The sequence below is a fragment of the Pectobacterium sp. A5351 genome (assembly GCF_028335745.1).
Lineage (GTDB): Bacteria > Pseudomonadota > Gammaproteobacteria > Enterobacterales > Enterobacteriaceae > Pectobacterium.
In genome coordinates this window covers 178,014-196,639 of the sequence record NZ_CP116477.1, presented here as the reverse complement: position 1 = coordinate 196,639, position 18,626 = coordinate 178,014, and the positions used below count along the sequence as shown (strand labels likewise).

17 protein-coding genes are annotated in these 18,626 nt (G+C 54.4%); 10 read left to right on the top strand and 7 right to left on the bottom strand.

All coding sequences use genetic code 11. The features are described 5' to 3' along the window. The first annotated feature begins 249 nt into the window (after window positions 1–249). The gene (trmA, locus tag O1Q74_RS00910; RefSeq protein ID WP_271875626.1) at window positions 250–1,353 is read left to right on the top strand and encodes a tRNA (uridine(54)-C5)-methyltransferase TrmA; all 1,104 of its coding nucleotides are present in this window, start codon (window positions 250–252) and stop codon (window positions 1,351–1,353) included. Between the two features lie 40 nt (window positions 1,354–1,393). Here the strand turns inward: trmA and O1Q74_RS00905 are convergent, their stop codons facing one another. Further along, window positions 1,394–1,780, bottom strand: a complete 387-nt coding sequence (locus O1Q74_RS00905) for a YijD family membrane protein (protein WP_271875624.1) — start codon at window positions 1,778–1,780, stop codon at window positions 1,394–1,396. 35 nt (window positions 1,781–1,815) lie between these two features. Continuing rightward, entirely contained in the window at window positions 1,816–2,445 is a 630-nt protein-coding gene (gene fabR, locus O1Q74_RS00900) for an HTH-type transcriptional repressor FabR (protein WP_010308157.1), read from the bottom strand. 211 nt (window positions 2,446–2,656) lie between these two features. Here fabR and sthA point away from each other — a divergent pair, with 211 nt between their 5' ends. After that, window positions 2,657–4,063, top strand: coding sequence for a Si-specific NAD(P)(+) transhydrogenase (gene sthA / locus O1Q74_RS00895; protein WP_271875621.1), 1,407 nt, complete (start codon window positions 2,657–2,659; stop codon window positions 4,061–4,063). On the opposite strand, the gene oxyR is transcribed toward sthA, so the two are convergent. From oxyR to metB, 4 genes are all read right to left on the bottom strand, one after another. Continuing rightward, the gene (gene oxyR, locus O1Q74_RS00890; protein ID WP_010281486.1) at window positions 4,055–4,963 is read right to left on the bottom strand and encodes a DNA-binding transcriptional regulator OxyR; all 909 of its coding nucleotides are present in this window, start codon (window positions 4,961–4,963) and stop codon (window positions 4,055–4,057) included. The genes sthA and oxyR overlap by 9 nt on opposite strands. 480 nt (window positions 4,964–5,443) lie before the next feature. After that, window positions 5,444–6,340 carry a methylenetetrahydrofolate reductase gene (gene metF / locus O1Q74_RS00885; protein ID WP_271875618.1) on the bottom strand — a complete coding sequence of 299 codons (897 nt, stop codon included), beginning with the start codon at window positions 6,338–6,340 and terminating at the stop codon, window positions 5,444–5,446. 260 nt (window positions 6,341–6,600) lie between these two features. After that, window positions 6,601–9,036 (bottom strand): bifunctional aspartate kinase/homoserine dehydrogenase II, encoded by a 2,436-nt coding sequence (locus O1Q74_RS00880; RefSeq protein ID WP_271875616.1) that lies wholly within the window; start codon window positions 9,034–9,036, stop codon window positions 6,601–6,603. 2 nt (window positions 9,037–9,038) lie between these two features. Beyond that, window positions 9,039–10,199, bottom strand: a complete 1,161-nt coding sequence (gene metB / locus O1Q74_RS00875) for a cystathionine gamma-synthase (RefSeq protein ID WP_271875614.1) — start codon at window positions 10,197–10,199, stop codon at window positions 9,039–9,041. 187 nt (window positions 10,200–10,386) lie between these two features. Between metB and metJ the strand changes: the two genes are divergently transcribed. The 6 genes from metJ to O1Q74_RS00845 all read left to right on the top strand — a co-directional run bounded on the left by metJ (window position 10,387) and on the right by O1Q74_RS00845 (window position 14,415). Then, window positions 10,387–10,704, top strand: a complete 318-nt coding sequence (metJ, locus tag O1Q74_RS00870; protein ID WP_005973355.1) for a met regulon transcriptional regulator MetJ — start codon at window positions 10,387–10,389, stop codon at window positions 10,702–10,704. 218 nt (window positions 10,705–10,922) lie between these two features. Continuing rightward, entirely contained in the window at window positions 10,923–11,720 is a 798-nt protein-coding gene (locus O1Q74_RS00865) for an ABC transporter ATP-binding protein (RefSeq protein WP_271875606.1), read from the top strand. Between the two features lie 9 nt (window positions 11,721–11,729). After that, the gene (locus O1Q74_RS00860) at window positions 11,730–12,692 is read left to right on the top strand and encodes an ABC transporter substrate-binding protein (protein WP_271875605.1); all 963 of its coding nucleotides are present in this window, start codon (window positions 11,730–11,732) and stop codon (window positions 12,690–12,692) included. After that, on the top strand, window positions 12,689–13,699 hold the full coding sequence (locus O1Q74_RS00855) for a FecCD family ABC transporter permease (protein ID WP_271875603.1): 1,011 nt from the start codon (window positions 12,689–12,691) through the stop codon (window positions 13,697–13,699). The genes O1Q74_RS00860 and O1Q74_RS00855 overlap by 4 nt, the downstream gene beginning before the upstream one ends. A 98-nt stretch (window positions 13,700–13,797) precedes the next feature. Next, window positions 13,798–13,977 carry a type II toxin-antitoxin system HicA family toxin gene (locus O1Q74_RS00850; protein WP_010281507.1) on the top strand — a complete coding sequence of 60 codons (180 nt, stop codon included), beginning with the start codon at window positions 13,798–13,800 and terminating at the stop codon, window positions 13,975–13,977. Between the two features lie 27 nt (window positions 13,978–14,004). Next, window positions 14,005–14,415 (top strand): type II toxin-antitoxin system HicB family antitoxin, encoded by a 411-nt coding sequence (locus O1Q74_RS00845; RefSeq protein WP_271875598.1) that lies wholly within the window; start codon window positions 14,005–14,007, stop codon window positions 14,413–14,415. An 81-nt stretch (window positions 14,416–14,496) separates the two neighbouring features. Here the strand turns inward: O1Q74_RS00845 and rpmE are convergent, their stop codons facing one another. Beyond that, window positions 14,497–14,712 carry a 50S ribosomal protein L31 gene (gene rpmE, locus O1Q74_RS00840; RefSeq protein ID WP_012772907.1) on the bottom strand — a complete coding sequence of 72 codons (216 nt, stop codon included), beginning with the start codon at window positions 14,710–14,712 and terminating at the stop codon, window positions 14,497–14,499. A 313-nt stretch (window positions 14,713–15,025) separates the two neighbouring features. Between rpmE and priA the strand changes: the two genes are divergently transcribed. Both priA and cytR read left to right on the top strand, forming a co-directional pair. Further along, window positions 15,026–17,224: a primosomal protein N' gene (gene priA / locus O1Q74_RS00835; RefSeq protein ID WP_271875596.1), complete on the top strand. Its 2,199-nt coding sequence runs from the start codon at window positions 15,026–15,028 to the stop codon at window positions 17,222–17,224. A gap of 288 nt (window positions 17,225–17,512) precedes the next feature. Then, a complete protein-coding gene (gene cytR, locus O1Q74_RS00830; RefSeq protein WP_271875595.1) occupies window positions 17,513–18,556 on the top strand; it encodes a DNA-binding transcriptional regulator CytR in 1,044 nt (347 codons plus the stop codon). Window positions 18,557–18,626 lie beyond the last annotated feature (70 nt).

The window sequence follows — 18,626 nt, the reverse complement described above, 5'->3', positions numbered from 1 at the left end:
ACAGTGTCTGCATAATAATGCTATCGCCGGGGCTTTCCTTACCGCTGCGCGTCAGCTCCAGATTTACACTGGATTCCCTTTTAACTTGTGTTACAAGGCCGGATGCTCATCCTACAATCGCGAATTGTGGAAGTCTAGACTTCTATATCACTACAGGATAATAACGTAACAAAACTGGACTTCCTGGCCGGATTCCCTACAATTCCCGGCCAATAACACCCTTTTAGACGCTGTTCAGACGAGAAAACCATGACGCCAGAAATCCTGCCCATCGAACAATACGACGACCAGCTTGCAGAGAAAACCGAGCGTCTTCGTGGAATGATGGCACCGTTCAATGCACCAGAACCTGTCGTCTTCCGTTCTCCCGTCAGCCACTATCGGATGCGCGCCGAGTTCCGTATCTGGCACGAGGGTGACGAGCTTTATCACATCATGTTTGACCAGCAAACCAAACAGCGCATTCGGGTCGATCGCTTTCCGGCAGCCAGCGAGTTAATCAATCGTCTGATGCCAGCGCTGCTTGCTGCAATCCAGCCCGACTCCGTCCTGCGCCGCAAACTGTTCCAGATAGACTACCTGTCCACCCTGAGCGGCGAAGTGATCGTTTCGCTGCTCTATCACCGTGCGCTGGACGAGGAGTGGCAGGAGCATGCCCGCGCGCTGCGCGATAGCCTGACGGCGCAGGGCTTCCGTCTACAACTGATTGGCCGCGCGACAAAAACCAAAATCTGCCTCGATCGCGATTATGTCGATGAATGCCTGCCGGTTGCAGGTCGGGATATGATTTACCGACAGGTAGAAAACAGCTTCACGCAGCCGAATGCCGCAATCAATATTCAGATGCTGGAATGGGCGCTGGATGCGACGGCGGGATCGACGGGAGATTTGCTGGAGCTGTATTGCGGCAATGGCAATTTTTCACTCGCGCTGGCAAGGAATTTCGAACGCGTACTGGCCACCGAGATAGCCAAGCCATCCGTTGCGGCCGCACAATATAACATCGCGGCGAACCAGATAGAGAACGTGCAGATTATCCGCATGGCGGCAGAAGAATTTACGCAGGCCATGCAGGGTGTGCGTCAGTTTAACCGCCTACAGGGCATCGATCTGACGAGCTACCAGTGCGAGACCATCTTTGTTGACCCGCCGCGCAGCGGACTGGATGACGAAACGGTGAAACTGGTGCAGGCGTATCCGCGTATTCTTTATATTTCCTGCAACCCGGAAACGCTGAGCCATAACCTGCAAACGCTCTCAGAAACCCACGACATTCGCCGTCTGGCACTGTTCGATCAATTTCCTTACACCCACCATATGGAGTGTGGCGTGCTGTTGGAAAAACGTCAGTAACAGTACACAATCTGGCGGGTCACCCCGCCAGCATGCTCCGCTACAGCGTTTCGCTCTCTTCTGCGGACACTGATTCCGTGGCCTTTCTGCGGCGCAGTTTTAGGCCAATCCAGAAAACCAACACCACACACAGGATCGAAGGAATAAAATTCGATCCAATGGCGGGATATTCAACGCGCACGATGGCGCTGTAAATCAGTAATCCCAACAGAAAACTGGCCGCCGCCAGCATCGGAATACCTTCCGGCATACTGTGGTGCAAATAGCGTTGATGCAGGCAGTAAACGGACAATACCAGCGCAATCAGGGGAAAAATCGAGAACGGAACAATACTGCTGAATAAGGCGGCGAATGCGCCGTTTATGGACAAGCCCGCAATCAACGCCAGCACCAGCGTACCTTTTTCTTGGTGAGGTTTTTCTGTCATGGTTTCTCCCTTTTCATGTTGTTGGTATAGAGGATTTATGGCACGGTAAAACTACTATCGTGTTCTTTTCTGTACCAGTAATACGCCCCTTTGGCGATCATCCGCAGTTGCAGTACCAGTCGTTCTTCCAGCTGTTTACGCTGTTCCAGAGAAACATCCAGGGCTTCTGCCCCCGCGCTGAAAACAATGGTCACCATCGCTTCCGACTGCGCTTCCGCAAAACTGCGGGGAATATGGTTTTCCACCTCAAGATAATCCGCCAGTTCAGCGATAAAATGCTGAATTTCGCGCGCGACTGCCGCACGGAAAGCGGCCGACGTACCTGAACGTTCACGCAGCAACAGCCGGAACGCATTAGGATTATTGCCGATAAATTCCATGAAGGTGGAAACCGACGTCCTGATTACGCTACCGGTCTTGGCAATACGCTGTCGGGCCTGTCGCATTAACTGACGCAGCATCAGCCCGCTTTCGTCAACCATTGTCAGCCCCAGTTCATCCACGTCACGAAAATGACGATAGAAAGATGTCGGCGCAATACCCGCTTCGCGGGCAACTTCACGCAGACTCAGGCTGGCAAAACTGCGCTCAGCGCTTAACTGGCTAAATGCAGCTTCTATAAGGGAACGACGAGTCCGTTCTTTTTGTTGTGCTCTGACACCCATTATGCTGCCCAAATGATCTCTCCCCTTTCCAGAGGGGCACTATAGCAAACTTTATTGTCCGCAGAATGAGACAAAGTTTGCCATATTAAGAATGTGAGAATCTGTTTCCATAGTAAAGGCAGGGATGATTGGGTTCTGCCGCAGTCGATGTTACAATCGCACGATGTTAAGGCCACGTTATTATTTTGTATAAAAACAGGTTTAACCTACCATGACTCTACAACATCAATACGATTATGATGCCATTGTGATTGGTTCCGGTCCCGGCGGTGAAGGTGCAGCAATGGGATTAGCCAAGCACGGCGCCAAAATTGCGGTGATTGAACGTCACTACAATGTCGGCGGCGGCTGTACCCACTGGGGTACGATTCCTTCCAAAGCCCTCCGCCACGCCGTCAGCCGCATTATCGAGTTCAATCAAAATCCCCTCTACAGTGACAACTCCCGCATTATCCGCTCCTCATTTTCCGATATTCTACGCCATGCCGACAGCGTCATTGGTCAGCAAACCCGTATGCGACAAGGATTTTATGAGCGTAACCAGTGCGAGTTGTTCTCCGGCGAGGCCAGCTTCATCGACGCCCATACGATTGCCGTTCACTACCCAGACAACACCCATGAAACGCTGACCGCCGCCAATATCATTATCGCGACCGGATCACGTCCGTATCATCCGGCAGACGTCGACTTCAATCACCCGCGTATTTACGACAGCGACTCTATTCTGCAACTCGACCATGAGCCCCAGCACGTCATCATCTATGGCGCTGGCGTTATCGGCTGCGAATATGCTTCTATCTTTCGCGGTCTGAGCGTTAAGGTCGATTTAATCAATACCCGCGATAGGCTGCTGGCGTTTCTCGATCAGGAAATGTCGGATGCCCTGTCCTATCACTTCTGGAACAACGGCGTGGTTATTCGCCACAACGAAGAGTTCGAAAGTATTGAAGGACTGTCTGACGGCGTGATCGTCAACCTGAAATCAGGCAAGAAGATGAAGGCAGACTGCCTGCTCTATGCCAACGGACGCACAGGGAACACGGAAACGCTGGGGTTGGAGAATATCGGCCTGAACACCGACAGCCGCGGACAGCTCAAAGTCAACAGTATGTACCAGACGGCGCTGGCGCATATTTATGCAATTGGCGATGTCATCGGCTATCCCAGCCTGGCATCAGCGGCGTACGATCAGGGCCGGCTCGCCGCGCAGGCGATTATCAAAGGCGATGCCAGTGCGCATCTGATCGAAGATATCCCAACCGGTATTTACACTATTCCGGAAATCAGCTCCGTGGGGAAAACCGAACAAGAGCTTACCGCAATGAAGGTGCCTTACGAGGTCGGACGCGCACAGTTCAAGCATCTGGCACGGGCGCAGATTGTCGGCATGAATGTGGGAAGCTTGAAGATTCTGTTCCACCGCGAAACCAAACAAATCCTGGGTATTCACTGCTTTGGTGAGCGCGCCGCTGAGATTATCCACATCGGGCAGGCCATCATGGAACAAAAAGGTGAAGGCAATACTATCGAATATTTCGTTAATACCACCTTCAACTATCCAACCATGGCAGAAGCGTACCGCGTAGCGGCACTGAACGGACTTAACCGCTTATTTTGACAAGTTTTCCATATAGCCCTGCATATGCTCGCGGATGGTATCAGCAAGTTGCTCATAGCGTCCGCGCAGCGGTGAACCGGGGCGATACACCAGCGCGATTGTGCGCTTGGGCTCCGGTTTATAGCATGGTAAATAGCAGACGCCGTCACGTTCGCGTTCGCGCGGCACGGATAACGACGGCAGCAGTGTAATCCCGCTTCCGGCTGCGACCATGTTACGTAGCGTCTCCAGACTGGTTGCCCGGAAATGCGTATCTTCATCCGCCCCGGCCTGAAAACAGAAGCCCATCGCCTGATCGCGCAGGCAGTGGCCGTCTTCCAGCATCAGCAACTTTTCACCCGCCAGGTCGGACATCGCCACGCGTTCGCGGTTCGCCCAAGGATGATCCTGATAAATTGCCAGCTTCATCGGTTCATCAAAGAGGGGAACTTCGATAAAGGCTTCGGACTCTTTCACCATCGCGAGAATGGCGCAGTCCAGTTTGCCGCTGTCCAACTGGGCCAGCAACTGGTGGGTTTGTGCTTCGTGCAGATACATTTCGAGTTTGGGAAACGTGCGGTGCAGCATTGGAATGATTTGCGGCAGCAGATAAGGCCCCACAGTGGGGATCAGGCCGATATGCAGAGGCCCAGACATGGTTTCCCCCTGCTGGCTCGCCATCTCTTTTAGTACCTTGACCTCGCGTAATACCGTTCGTGCCTGCTCGACCAGCAGCAGCCCCGCTTGTGTAAACAAGACTTTGCGACTGGTTCTCTCCAACAGCATCACGCCGAGTTCGTCTTCCAGTTTACGAATCTGTCCACTGAGTGTTGGCTGACTCACATGGCAGGAATCTGCCGCGCGTCGGAAGTGACGATGTTCTGCCAACGCGACAAGATACTCTAAGTCCCGAATATTCATTATTATTCTCCTTATAATGATAGATAAAGACGATAGATATAATATCAACGAGCGACAATACCTATCAACATCCCAAATGAATAATATATCCAACTAAAGCGTGTTTGCTTATTCCAGCCACCTGTCACGCTATACCGAGCAGGCTAATATATTCAAGTGATTTGATGATGAAAGCATTTTGTGTCTTTCGGTTAGCGAGACAAGCATGATGGATATAAGGAAATTCGATACATAGACCGATAATTCACAGTGCGGATAGGTGTAAAGCGACAAAAATGGGTAGGGATAAACGGCAGTCAACAAAGTGACAGGAAGGTTATTCAGTCCCTTACGGGCAACCGCACCATGCGAATAGGAATCTCATCCCTGAGACTCCCCCCTTTTCATGGCCGCCACAAGTGATGTTGAAAGGTATTCCGATACCGTTATTCTTCGTCACCGCGTTGCGGTCTCGTTCTTCCTGAAATCTTGCGCGTCATCTCAGCGAGACACATCAGGGCGAACGCCCAACGTATGGCAAATCGCGTAGCTCAGCTCAGCGCGGTTCAGCGTATAGAAATGGAAATCTTTTACGCCTTCGCGGCTGAGAATTTTCACCATGTCCATCGCGATAGACGCCCCCACCATTTTTCGCGTCTCTGGATCGTTATCCAAACCGTCAAACATGGCCGTCATCCAGTTTGGCACGCGGACGTTCGTCATCGTGGCAAACTTTTGCAATTGCTTGAAGTTCGACACGGGCAGGATGCCCGGTACAATTTCTACATCGATACCCGTCGCTACACATCGGTCACGAAACCTCAGGTAGCTTTCTACGTCGAAAAAGAACTGTGTAATTGCGCGATCCGCACCAGCATCAATCTTGTGTTTGAGGTTAATCAGGTCAGCCTGCGCGCTTTTCGCTTCAGGGTGTACTTCAGGATAGGCGGCAACAGAAATATCGAAATCGCCCACCTCTTTCAGCAGGGAAACCAGATCCGCTGCGTACATGTTCGGTTTGCCACCTTCGGGAGGCAAATCGCCACGCAGCGCGACAATATGGCGGATACCGCTCTGCCAGTAATCTTGCGCGATTTCACGCAGTTGTTCACGCGACGCATCGATACAGGTCAGGTGAGGTGCCGCTTCCAAGCCGGTACGTTCTTTAATCGTTTTGATAATACTATGAGTACGGTCACGCTCGCCGGAATTCGCCCCGTAGGTCACGGAAACAAACTTGGGTTTCAGACTGCTCAGTCGATCAATGGAGCTCCACAGGGTTTCTTCCATATCGCTGGTACGCGGCGGGAAAAATTCAAACGACACATTAATCTGTCCCTGCAATTCCGCCAGACTTTGATTCAGCGCTTCCCGCTGGTTTGCGTGAAAAAAGCTCATACCTGCTACCCCGTTGACCATGACTGTTATTATCACTCGCTAAACGTCTATACGTTTAGACGTCTATATAAAAATGACGTAATCTGCTTAAAGAGTCAACGCTTTTCAGCACGACGGGAGGTGATGATTGCTCACGGTAAATGAAAAAATCTCATGATGAAAGGTGCGTGAAAACACGAAGAGGAAGTATGTCTCTTGCGTATTGGCCATCTCCCACTGTGTGGAGACGGCCAACAATGCTGCCGCAATGACAGCAGATTCTACAGTAACTGTGCCAAACGGTTTAGGTCAGACTGAAGCGCACCCGCCGTGACATCACGCCCCGCGCCCGGCCCACGGATAACCAGCGGGTTATCCCGATACCAGCGGCTTTCAATCGCAAACACGTTGTCGCCCGGCAACAGCGAAGCCAGAGGGTGATCGGGGCGAACAGCTTCAACACCCACGCGCGCTTTACCGTTGCTGTCAAAGCGTGCGACGTGACGCAGAACCAGACCCATTTCCTGTGCTGCCTCCAGACGACGCAGCATCTGCTCGTTCAGCGAATCGCCATTCTCGAAGAAGTAATCGACTGATCCCTGTTCACAGCCCGGCGGCACCAGCGACTCAACCCGAACCTGACTAGGTTCGATGTCATAACCGGCCTCACGCGCCAGAATCACCAGCTTGCGCATAACGTCCTGACCAGAGAGGTCAACGCGCGGATCCGGCTCAGTCAGCCCCTGCTGGCAAGCCTGATCGACCAGATCGGTGAACGGTACGGTGCCGTCGAATTGCAAGAACAACCAGGAGAGCGTGCCGGAGAAAATCCCGCTAATCGCCAAAATACTGTCGCCACTTTCCCGCAAATCACGTACCGCAAAGTTGACCGGCAACCCCGCGCCGACGGTCGCGTTATACAACCAGTGGCGATCCGTTTTCGCGAACGCATCGCGGATCTGGCGATAGTTATTACCACCGGATGCGCCGGCTAATTTGTTGGCGCTGATGACATGGAAACCATAGCTGGCGAAATCCAGATACAGATCGGCGACCGACTCACTGGCAGTGACATCCAGCACCACCAAATCATCGAAGGGGTGCGCACGCATCCACAGGAACAGATCTTCACCATCCCGCTCCTGCGCTTCACTTTCAAAGAAGGCCAACGCCCGGCTGGCATCCAGCCCATCATAGTTCAGCAGGCTGCGCGTACTATCTACCACGCCAGCCAGAACAAACTCAAAGCCGGTACGTGCAGACAGATTGCTCTGCTCACGCGCAAACAGCTCCAACCAGCGTGAACCAATATTGCCTTTACCGAACAGCACCAGACCGATGCGCTTCTCTGCACGGAATAGTGAATGGTGCAGCCCGCGAATCAGATGCTCTGTCGGGCCGACACGCAGCACCGCCACCAGACTGATGCCATCATCGGCCTGGCGGACAAATTCAATCGGCTGATCTTTCAACTGCTGATAGAAACGGTGGCTGTGCAGCGGATTTTTGCCCACGCCCGCACCGACCATCGCGACCATCGCCAGTCCGTCACGCTGGTTGAGTTCAACCGGCAGCGCGGCCTGTGCCAGCAGTTGCAGCGCGCTATCTACCACTTCGGAGGTGTAGCACAGTTGCAGCAGGTTACGATCCTGATGAACGCCGATTGCCAGCGGTTTCAGCTGCGCACGGTTCAGAAGCTGTTCGACTTCTTTTTGCAGTAGCGCGAAATCGTGTTCTGAAGGAACCTGAACTTCAATCAGGCACACGTCATCGTGGCTGGTGACAATTTTGGCACCCGTGCCCGAGGCCAGTACGCGTTCAATGCGCGTCGACCCCTGTTCAGGCTGATAGCTGCAACGCAGTTGCAGGTCGATATCGCTACCGGAAACGGGCTGCAAGGTACGCGTATGTAGCACCGGCGCGGCCAGACGCGCCAGCTCACTGGCTTCATCCAAACGCAGCAGCGGCAGCAGGCAGGCATCTTTCACTTTGCGCGGATCGGCGCTATAAACTCCGGCGACATCGCTCCAGATGGTCACGCGTTCCACCCCCGCCAGCGCACCAATTTGCGTGGCCGAGTAGTCACTTCCGTTGCGCCCCAGCAGTACCGTTTCACCCGCATCATTGCGGCAGATAAAACCGGTGACCACCAAACGCTGCCCCGCGTGTTGCGTCAGATATTGCTGCAACAGCGGCCAGGAGCGGCCTTCATCGACCTGCGGCTGTGCGGCACGTTCCGCGCAGAGAAAGTCGCGCGCATCCAGCCAGGCCGCATTCATATCCAGCTGATTCAACACCGCGGACATCAGGCGAGCCGACCAGATTTCGCCGTGTCCGACAACTTCGGCGTAAACGGCATCGGTAATCTTGCCATCCAGCAGCGTAGCCAAACGCTCCAGATCGCGAATAAACTGGGCGGTCAGCGCTTCTGCCGTTTGCGCAGGCAGAAGGCCAGCGATCAGGTCGCTGTGATAACGGCGTAACGCCTGCTGCACCTGATGCGCCGACAGACGATCGCTCTGACTGAGTTTCAACCAGCTAATCAGCTGATTTGTGGTACTGCCTGCGGCAGACACCACCATTAAATCACCGGGGTGGCTATATTCCGCCATAATACCGGCAACGCGCAGGTAACACTTCACATCGGCCAGACTGCTACCGCCAAACTTATGCAGTTGTCGGCCCGTTACCGATGGCGCTACTCCTAATGCACTCATTCTTACCTCTTGGCTGCGGCTTGAAACGCACGATCCAGATCGGCAACCAGATCATCGCCGTCTTCAATACCGGTGGAAATACGCAGTAATGTTTCAGAGATACCCGCCGCGGCACGCGCTTCTGGCGCCATACCGGCGTGCGTCATCGTTGCCGCATGAGAGATGAGGCTCTCAACCCCGCCCAGCGATTCCGCTAGCGTGAACAGCTCCAGCGACGCAAGAAAACGCCGCAGCGTGTCTTCATCCCCATCCAGCTCAAAACTTAGCATAGCGCCAAAACCGGATTGTTGACGGCGGGCAATATCATGGCCGGGATTGTTTGGCAGTGAAGGATGGTACAGCGCCTTCACCAATGGCTGCGTCTGTAAAAATTCAACGATTTGTTGCGCGTTACGCTGCGCGGCGGCCATACGCGGCGCCAACGTACGCAAGCCGCGTAGCAACAGATAACTGTCAAATGCTGCACCCGTGACACCGATGTTGTTCGCCCACCAGGCCAGTTCAGTAATGGTATCGGCATCTCTGGCGATCACGGCACCCGCGACGACATCAGAGTGGCCGTTCAGATATTTGGTACAGGAATGCACCACCAGATCGGCACCCAGCTCCAGCGGCTTTTGCAGTGCCGGGCTCAGGAAGGTGTTATCCACCACGCTGACCGCCCCCGCTTCCCGCGCGGCCTGACAAATTGCGGCAATATCCACGACGCGTAGCAGCGGGTTGCTCGGGCTTTCCACCAGCACCAGCTTCGGCTTTTCTGCCAATGCCGCGTTGAGTGCATCGGCATCACTTTGATCGACAAATTTGACGCGAAACGCGCCGCGCTTGCTCAGGCTGTCAAACAGGCGATAGCTGCCACCGTAGCAATCATGCGGTGCCACCAGCAGATCGCCGGGACGCAGAAACACCGTGCAAACCAGCATAATCGCCGACATTCCGCTGCTCGTCATTACCGCACCCGCGCCGCCTTCCAGTTCGGCAAGCGCACGCTGTACAACATCACGCGTGGGGTTGCCGCGACGTGAATAGTCGTGTGCGCGTGGCTGGTTGAATCCGGTAAAATTATACGTGCTGGAAAGGTGAATGGGGGGAACGACGCAGCCATACTGTTCATCATCATTTAACCCACTGCGGACTGCGATCGTTGCCTGTTTACGCGTCATCGGCTCATTTCCTGGCTGGAGGCTGAAAAGATAGGAACTTAAGAGTAAACGCAGTTTCAATGGACGTCAATACATCTAGACATCTAAACCTCTTTGCGTATAGATTGAGCACAGGCAGAATAACCGTTAGAATTGTGGCATTTCATGACAGATGCTGTCTTCATTAGATTAATTTTTAAGGTATCCCATGGCTGAGTGGAACGGCGAGTATGTCAGCCCTTACGCTGAACACGGTAAAAAAAGCGAGCAAGTCAAGAAGATAACAGTATCTATCCCTCTGAAAGTATTAAAGATACTGACTGACGAACGCACGCGTCGTCAGGTGAACAACCTGCGCCATGCCACCAACAGCGAACTGCTGTGCGAGGCGTTTCTGCACGCGTTCACGGGTCAACCGTTACCGAATGACGAAGACCTGCGTAAAGAACGCAGCGATGAAATTCCTGAAGCCGCGAAGATCATCATGCGTGAAATGGGTATCGACCCGGATACGTGGGAATACTGATCGCGTTTGCGCTATCGATTTTCTCGCTAACCCCGCCTTCCCCGGCGGGGTTTTGCTATGCAGATAATGCCAGCTCAATTCACCGCTCTCGATAACGTCCGCCGTTCTCTTCTTCCGACCGTTTCTTCTTCCACTCACGTTGTGAATTGGGATTGCATTTAATTTGTTATGTTATAACATATCATTTTCATGGCATATAACGGTGATATATCCACATTATGACAGAGCCTCTCTCCGCCAGCCGCATGCTGCTACAACTGCACCATGTTTCCGTCGCCGGCGCGAATCGTGCACCGAGACTCAGTGATATTTCGCTGTCCATGCAGGCGGGTGAACGCTTAGCGCTGATTGGACCCAACGGCAGCGGCAAATCCACGCTGCTACGCGTGTTAACCAGCGAACTCGGCACAACGACGGGTTACATCCATCTGAACGGTCAGCCGCTGAATACGCTCAGCCGCCATGAGCGAGCAAAGCACATCGCGATTCTGGCCCAGAACGATACGCCGGATCTGCGTCTACGAGTCGCGGAATACGTCGCTTTGGGGCGAATTCCACACCACGGATTCAGCACGCCTGCGTACGATCGCCAGCTCATCGAAGAGGCGCTGGACGATACCGGCTTATTACCGCTGCGACACCGTCTGCTGGGGACACTCTCCGGCGGGGAACGTCAACGCGCGGCACTGGCACGCGCCTTTGCGCAAACGCCACAGCTCCTGCTGCTGGATGAACCGACCAACCATCTCGATCCGTTGGCACGTGCGCAATTGCTGTCTCTGGTGCGAAAACGCGGTATTTCAACGCTCGCAGTGCTGCACGACCTGCCACTCATCACCCCTTTTGCCGATCGCGTCGCCGTTTTGCAACAGGGCACGCTGCTCCGCTGGGGAACGCCTGCACACGCGCTGAGCGCCGACTGTGTGAAATCCGTCTTTGGGATGGAGAGTTTTACGGTGCCGCACCCGATAAACGGCTCGCCCATTCGCATCTTTGAAGCCCCTGAACTGCACTAAGGAATCATGATGAAAATAACGCTTCTGTCTGGACTGCTGGCATTGACATCGTGCTGGGCGCACGCCTCTGGTTTTCCGGTCACGGTCGACAGCTGTGGGCAACCGTTAACGTTCACCCAGCCGCCGCAGCGCGCCGTTATTCATGACCTGAATATGACGGAAATGGCGTTTTCACTCGGGCTGCAAAAAAGTATCGTCGGCGTGACCGGGATCACCGGCTGGTATAAAGCCCCTCCAGACTTTATCAAACAGCAGGGCACGATCCCTGAGCTGGCAGCAAAATACCCGACGTTGGAAAACCTGCTGGCTGTACACCCGGATTTCTTCTTTGCCGGGTGGAACTACGGTATGAAAGCCGGTGGCGACGTCACGCCGCAAGTGCTGAAAAAATACGGCATTCCGACGCTGGTGCTCAGCGAAAGCTGCGTGTTCACCGAACCGCAGCAGCAGCATCCGCAAGCCAGCATGGATCTGCTTTACGGCGACATGCTGAAATTGGGGAAAATCTTCGGTAAGCAGGAGCTGGCTCAGGAACACATCGACGATTGGAAACAGCACATTGCCGCCCTGCAAACCCGTATTGGCGATCGGCCAAAGCAGACGGTTTTTCTGTATGACTCTGGCGACGATAAACCTTTTACCAGCGGGAAATTCGCCATGCCAACCGCCATTATTGAAGCCGCGGGCGGCAGAAACGTGATGGACGATATGGCAACGAGCTGGGCCTCGACATCGTGGGAAAGTGTAGCGGCACGCGAGCCTGATTTTATTATTTTGCTGGATTACCAGACGGGCAACGGCGCGGATGCGTTAAGGCGTTTTCTGGAATCACACCCGCTGATGAAATTTACCCCCGCCGTACAACAGCATCGCTATCTGAAGCTGCAATATGCGGAGCTCACGCCGGGGCCGGCGAATATCGCGGCCGTCGATAAACTGGCGCACGCACTCTACCCGGATGCCTTTCAGTGAGTCCAACGTATTCACGTTACGCCGCCACCGTCGTGATTGCGCTGCTGATACTGCTCGGGCTGATGCTGTTAAATATTGCGACAGGCAGCACGACGATTCCCCTCACGCAGGTCGCCAGTGTCTTAGGGCTATCATCGACGGAGGTTTCGCCGATGACGTCACGTATCATTCTGGAACTGCGCATTCCCCGCAGTCTGCTGGCGGCGCTGTGCGGCGCGGGATTGGCAATGGTCGGAGCCTTTTTGCAAACGGCAACCCGTAACGATCTGGCCGACCCTTTTCTGTTTGGCCTGTCTGCCGGAGCCTCGACGGGGGCGGTCGCCGTCATCACCCGTTTTGGCGAGCAGCTCGGTGACTGGGCGCTGCCGATGGCGGCCTTCTGTGGCGGTATCTTATCGGCCGTTGCCGTGACGGTACTATTCCTGCTGCAACAGGCGCGAGGCGCAGAACGCCTGATCATTTGCGGATTGGCGATCTCTTTTCTGTTCGGCGCGCTGACGAACTATCTGGTGTTTTCCGGCGATCAACGGGCCGCCAGCTCGATTCTTTTCTGGTCGCTGGGCGGGCTAGGCCTTGCCCGTTGGGACACGTTACCTTTTGCAGTGTTCAGCGTTTTGCTGCTCTTCGGCCTCACAGCCCTACGCTGGCGTGCGCTCGATGCGCTGCTGGCGGGCGGACAAACCGCGGCCTCAATGGGGATTAATCTGTCTCGCGTACGGGTGGAAATTTTCATCTGCTGCGCGTTCGCCACCTCGCTGCTAGTCGCGCTGACCGGCGTGATCGGTTTTATCGGCCTGATGATTCCCCATCTGGCTCGCCCGCTGAGCGGGGTGCTACACAAGCGGCTTCTGCCGATGACAGCGGTACTGGGTGCGATACTGCTGTGCGGCGGCGATTGGCTCAGCCGACGGCTACTGGCACCTCAGGAATTGCCCATTGGGATTATTACAGCGGGGTTGGGCGGCGTCTTCGTTCTGGGGATGCTGGTAAAACGTCAGCAGGGATGAAAAATGCAGGTTTAAAATAACTCCAACAACCCCAAAATATTGCCAGATGGAGTTATTGGGGTTATCGTTATCGTAGTAAAGGGCAACGGGGTGCAGGGATGGATAGCAGGACGTTAATAGCAGAAATCAAGGCCGATGGGTGGGAGCTGATAAGAGTGAACGGAAGTCACCACCATTTTATGCACCCTAGCAAACCGGGGTTAGTCACAATCCCCCACCCTAAGAAAGATTTACCGATAGGCACGGTAAAAAGCATCAGGAAACAAGCAGGAATATGATCATCGCTGACTCGAAGAGGCTTAATTATGTTTTATCCGATTGCAATTGAAGCAGGCGACGATACCCACGCATACGGTGTAACCGTGCCAGATCTACCGGGCTGTTTTTCTGCAGGCGATACGCTAGACGATGCCATCACGAATGCGAAAGAGGCAATTACCGGACATATCGAACTGCTGATAGAGATGGGTCAGGATATTCCCACCGTGTCGTCAGTAGGCCAGTTGGCAAAAAGCGCAGAATACGCAGGGTACACCTGGGCGGTTGTTGATATCGATGTGACACGCTTAATGGGCGGTTCAGAAAAAATTAACGTCACGCTGCCTAAATCGCTGATTGACAGAATTGATCGTTGCGTAGCGAGTAATCCTGAATTTAAAAGCCGCTCAGGTTTTCTCGCACAGGCGGCATTAGAGCGAATCTCGTCTTCCCGATGAACAGCACTGACACGCCAGAAACAACAAAGGCACCATTCGGTGCCTTTGCAGAAAGTTACTGTGCCAATTGACCAGTAAAACTTATTTTTTAGTGCCTGGTACGGAGAAACGCTTGTTGAAGCGGTCAACACGGCCACCCGTTGCAACATCACGTTGTTTACCGGTGTAGAACGGGTGGCATTCGCCACAAACGTCCAGGTTCAGGTCACGACCCACGGTAGAATGGGTTTTGATCACGTTACCGCAAGAGCAAGTTACAGTAACTGCAGAATAATTCGGGTGAATACCTTTTTTCATGGGGAAACCTCAGTTAAGGCCGTGTCGCTATCCAGCCCTGTTCCGCCAGACACCACACGAAAGTTGTATAAGTAAGTTCATTATGCGAACGGCGCAATGATTTTCGCGAACGATTCATCATTTGTGCAAACAGCATAGTGGCGGCGGATCATACAGAATCTGATACCCCGATGCAATCGCATCCACACATTATCCCTCGCAGCATGTACACTAGCGCCTTGCGTTATTTTCACCCTGCTCGGCGCGTGATACAAACCACCCGGTTGTGTCGTGGATCGCCGCACTAATCCACGTCGATTATCACGGAGATGTTATGTCTGTCGCTCAGGTCGCTTTGCCCGTGCCGTTGGCACGTACATTCGATTATTTGCTGCCCGCTGGAGGTATCGCTCCGCAGGTTGGCGCGCGCGTCAGCGTCTCCTTTGGTAATCGTAAAGCTATCGGCATTATTACCGCGCTGAGCGATACCAGCGAGCTTCCGCTTGAGCAATTAAAACCCGTACATGATGTGCTGGACGAACAGCCGCTGTTCCCGCCCAGCCTGTGGCGCATTCTGCTGTGGGCCGTTGAGTACTATCACTATCCGATTGGCGAAGTGCTGTTCCATGCATTGCCGATATTACTGCGTCAGGGAAAACCCGCACACCGTGCCCCGCTTTGGCAGTGGTTTGCTACCGAACAGGGTCGGGCGACCCCGTTCGGCACGCTCAAACGCGCCGTGAAGCAGCAGCAGGCGCTGGCCGCTTTACTTCAGTCGCCAATTTATCGCCATCAGGTGAGCGAAATCGGGCTGACGGAAACGGCGTTGCAGGCACTGCGTAGCAAAGGGCTGTGCGAATTGCAGGCCGCAGAGCAAACGCTCTATGACTGGCGTCAAAGCTTTAGTCTGGCAACCGACCGGCTGCGTCTGAATACCGAGCAGGCCACCGCCGTTGGCGCGATCCGCAGCGAGGATAACCACTTTTCCGCCTGGTTGCTTGCGGGTATCACCGGTTCAGGCAAAACCGAAGTCTATCTCAGCGTGCTGGAAAACGTACTGGCGCAGGGCAAACAGGCGTTGGTGTTAGTGCCGGAAATTGGCCTGACGCCGCAAACCATCGCCCGCTTCCGTGAACGCTTTAACGCGCCGGTGGATGTCCTGCACTCGGCACTTAACGACAGCGAACGCCTTGCCGTCTGGCTACGCGCCCGCAGCGGTGAAGCCGCGATCGTCATCGGGACGCGGTCGGCATTATTTACCCCCTTTGCCCGTTTGGGTCTGATCGTGATCGATGAAGAACACGACAGCTCCTATAAGCAGCAGGAAGGCTGGCGCTATCATGCCCGCGATTTGGCGGTGTTCCGCGCCAGAGAGGAAGACATTCCCATCGTCATGGGGACGGCGACGCCCGCGTTGGAAACGCTGTATAACGTCCAGATCGGCAAGTATCGACGCTTGAATCTGACCAAAAGAGCAGGCAATGCCGCGTTGGCCAAACAGCACGTTATCGATCTGAAAGGGTTGGCGCTGACGGCGGGGTTATCTCAGCCGCTGATTACCCGCATTCGCCACCATTTAGCGAACGATAATCAGGTTATTCTGTTTCTCAATCGTCGCGGCTTCGCTCCCGTGGTGATGTGCCACGAGTGCGGCTGGATTGCCGAATGTCAGCGCTGCGATCACTACTATACCTACCACCAGCATCAGAAAATGTTGCGCTGCCACCACTGCGACAGCCAGCGTCCGGTGCCACAACAGTGTCCCAGCTGCGGCTCAACGAATATGGTGCCCGTTGGTCTGGGCACCGAGCAGCTGGAGCAAAGCCTCGCCCCGCTATTTCCCGATGTCCCGATCACCCGCATCGACCGCGATACTACCAGCCGCAAAGGCGCGCTTGAACAACAGCTCTCGCAGGTCAGGCAAGGTGGCGCACGTCTTCTCATCGGCACACAGATGTTGGCGAAAGGCCATCACTTCCCTGACGTGACGCTGGTTGCCCTGCTGGACGTGGACGGTTCGCTGTTCTCTGCCGATTTCCGCGCAGCCGAGCGTTTTGCCCAGCTCTATACTCAGGTGGCAGGCCGCGCGGGACGTGCAGGCAAGGCAGGCGAAGTGGCGCTGCAAACTCACCACCCGGAACATCCGCTATTACAAACGCTGCTGCAACAGGGCTACGATGCCTTTGCCAGCCAGGCGCTTACCGAACGGAAAAGCGTCTTTCTGCCGCCGTTTACCAGCCATATCCTCTTCCGCGCTGACGATCACGATAATCAGCAGGCCGCCTTATTCCTCCAGCAACTGCGTAATTTACTGGAAGCGAGCCCGCTGCGGGACGAATCACTCTGGCTACTGGGCCCAGTCCCTGCTTTACAGCCAAAACGTGCGGGGCGCTTCCGCTGGCAGCTCTTGCTACAGCACCCTTCTCGAGCGCTATTACAAAAACTGGTCAGAACCTCAATGGCGCTGATCGGCACGCTGCCGCAGGCACGTAAAGTGAAATGGATGCTGGATGTCGACCCTACGGACGGTTAGCGTTTCCTGTTAGATCATTTCGGTTTTTTGCCACGCCTTTTTTGCGAGCGGCGTCGAGAACACGATATTCATCACACTTTCTGTGCAAATTAAGCAACAAAACCTGCGTTCAATCTGTTATCACTGTCTGCGCAGGCAGTATGCTGAGGCTGGTCGTGTACTGACGCATAGCGCCACTCCATCGGCACACTGCACCGAAAAGCGTTACCCGTCATCATAGAGAGTCAGCAGGCAGGAGCGTTCTGCTGACAGTCAGCGCCAGTTAACGCTGACGCAAGGAGAAAAGCGTTGAAGCAGAAGAAAGGCGTCACCACGGCGACGATGAAAGACGTGGCGGATGAGGCGGGCGTTTCCACCGCAACCGTATCCCGAACGTTAATGAACCCAGAAAAAGTCTCTGCGACCACCCGCAGGAAGGTCGAGCAGGCTGTCATCGCCGTTGGCTATTCGCCCCACGCGCTCAACAGGAATCTCAAGCGTAACGAATCGCGCACGATCCTGACGATCGTCCCGGATATCTGCGATCCTTATTTCTCTGAAATATTTCGCGGGATCGAGGAAACGGCAGCCGAACACGGCTATCTGGTGTTGATTGGCGACTGTGCCCACCAGCATCAGAAAGAAAAAACCTTCGTCGACCTGATTATTACCAAGCAGATCGACGGCATGCTGTTACTCGGCTCTAATCTGCCGTTTGACGCAGGCCAGGAAGAGCAGCGTAATCTGCCGCCGATGGTGATGGCGAATGAGTTTTCACCGGATCTGGCGCTGCCCACCGTGCATATCGATAACCTGACCGCCGCCTTTGAAGCCGTACATTATCTGCATCAGGCGGGTCATCAGCGCATCGCCTGCATTGCTGGCCCGGAGCATATGCACCTGAGCCAATATCGCCTACAGGGATATATTCAGGCCCTACGGCGCAACGGGATTCTCATCGACAACCAGTACATCTTTCGGGGCGATTTCACCTATGAAACCGGGATGCACGGCCTGATTGCACTGATGCAGCACCCGCAGCCGCCCAGCGCGATCTTCTGTCATAGCGATCTCATGGCGCTGGGCGTGCTGGCGCAGGCCAGAAAGATGGAGCTGGATATCCCGCGCGACCTTTCCGTCGTCGGTTTCGATGATATCGAACAGGCGCAGTACAGTTGGCCTCCGCTGACTTCTATCGCCCAGCCCCGTTATCAGATCGGACGCGAGGCAATGCTGCTACTCTTAGAGCAGTTGCAAGGTAACACGGTACAAAACGGTTCCCGTCTGTTGTCCAGTGAGCTGGTCATACGCGACAGCGTCGCCGCGCCGAATTACGCCCGTAACAGGCTTTAAGACTTCAGGTGCTGGTCAAATATTTGAGGGTTCAGTAACATGACCCCCTAATTATGTTATCCCCTAAATA

What these genes read in the sequence shown, in the direction of transcription:
- metJ (WP_005973355.1), top strand. Translation starts at nt 10,387, where the DNA reads ATGGCTGAGTGGAACGGCGAGTATGTCAGCCCTTACGCTGAACACGGT.
- O1Q74_RS00905 (WP_271875624.1), bottom strand. Translation starts at nt 1,780, where the DNA reads ATGACAGAAAAACCTCACCAAGAAAAAGGTACGCTGGTGCTGGCGTTG.
- metB (WP_271875614.1), bottom strand. Translation starts at nt 10,199, where the DNA reads ATGACGCGTAAACAGGCAACGATCGCAGTCCGCAGTGGGTTAAATGAT.
- O1Q74_RS00845 (WP_271875598.1), top strand. Translation starts at nt 14,005, where the DNA reads ATGTTTTATCCGATTGCAATTGAAGCAGGCGACGATACCCACGCATAC.
- fabR (WP_010308157.1), bottom strand. Translation starts at nt 2,445, where the DNA reads ATGGGTGTCAGAGCACAACAAAAAGAACGGACTCGTCGTTCCCTTATA.
- rpmE (WP_012772907.1), bottom strand. Translation starts at nt 14,712, where the DNA reads ATGAAAAAAGGTATTCACCCGAATTATTCTGCAGTTACTGTAACTTGC.
- O1Q74_RS00850 (WP_010281507.1), top strand. Translation starts at nt 13,798, where the DNA reads ATGGATAGCAGGACGTTAATAGCAGAAATCAAGGCCGATGGGTGGGAG.
- O1Q74_RS00880 (WP_271875616.1), bottom strand. Translation starts at nt 9,036, where the DNA reads ATGAGTGCATTAGGAGTAGCGCCATCGGTAACGGGCCGACAACTGCAT.
- O1Q74_RS00860 (WP_271875605.1), top strand. Translation starts at nt 11,730, where the DNA reads ATGAAAATAACGCTTCTGTCTGGACTGCTGGCATTGACATCGTGCTGG.
- sthA (WP_271875621.1), top strand. Translation starts at nt 2,657, where the DNA reads ATGACTCTACAACATCAATACGATTATGATGCCATTGTGATTGGTTCC.
- O1Q74_RS00865 (WP_271875606.1), top strand. Translation starts at nt 10,923, where the DNA reads ATGACAGAGCCTCTCTCCGCCAGCCGCATGCTGCTACAACTGCACCAT.
- trmA (WP_271875626.1), top strand. Translation starts at nt 250, where the DNA reads ATGACGCCAGAAATCCTGCCCATCGAACAATACGACGACCAGCTTGCA.
- oxyR (WP_010281486.1), bottom strand. Translation starts at nt 4,963, where the DNA reads ATGAATATTCGGGACTTAGAGTATCTTGTCGCGTTGGCAGAACATCGT.
- priA (WP_271875596.1), top strand. Translation starts at nt 15,026, where the DNA reads ATGTCTGTCGCTCAGGTCGCTTTGCCCGTGCCGTTGGCACGTACATTC.
- metF (WP_271875618.1), bottom strand. Translation starts at nt 6,340, where the DNA reads ATGAGCTTTTTTCACGCAAACCAGCGGGAAGCGCTGAATCAAAGTCTG.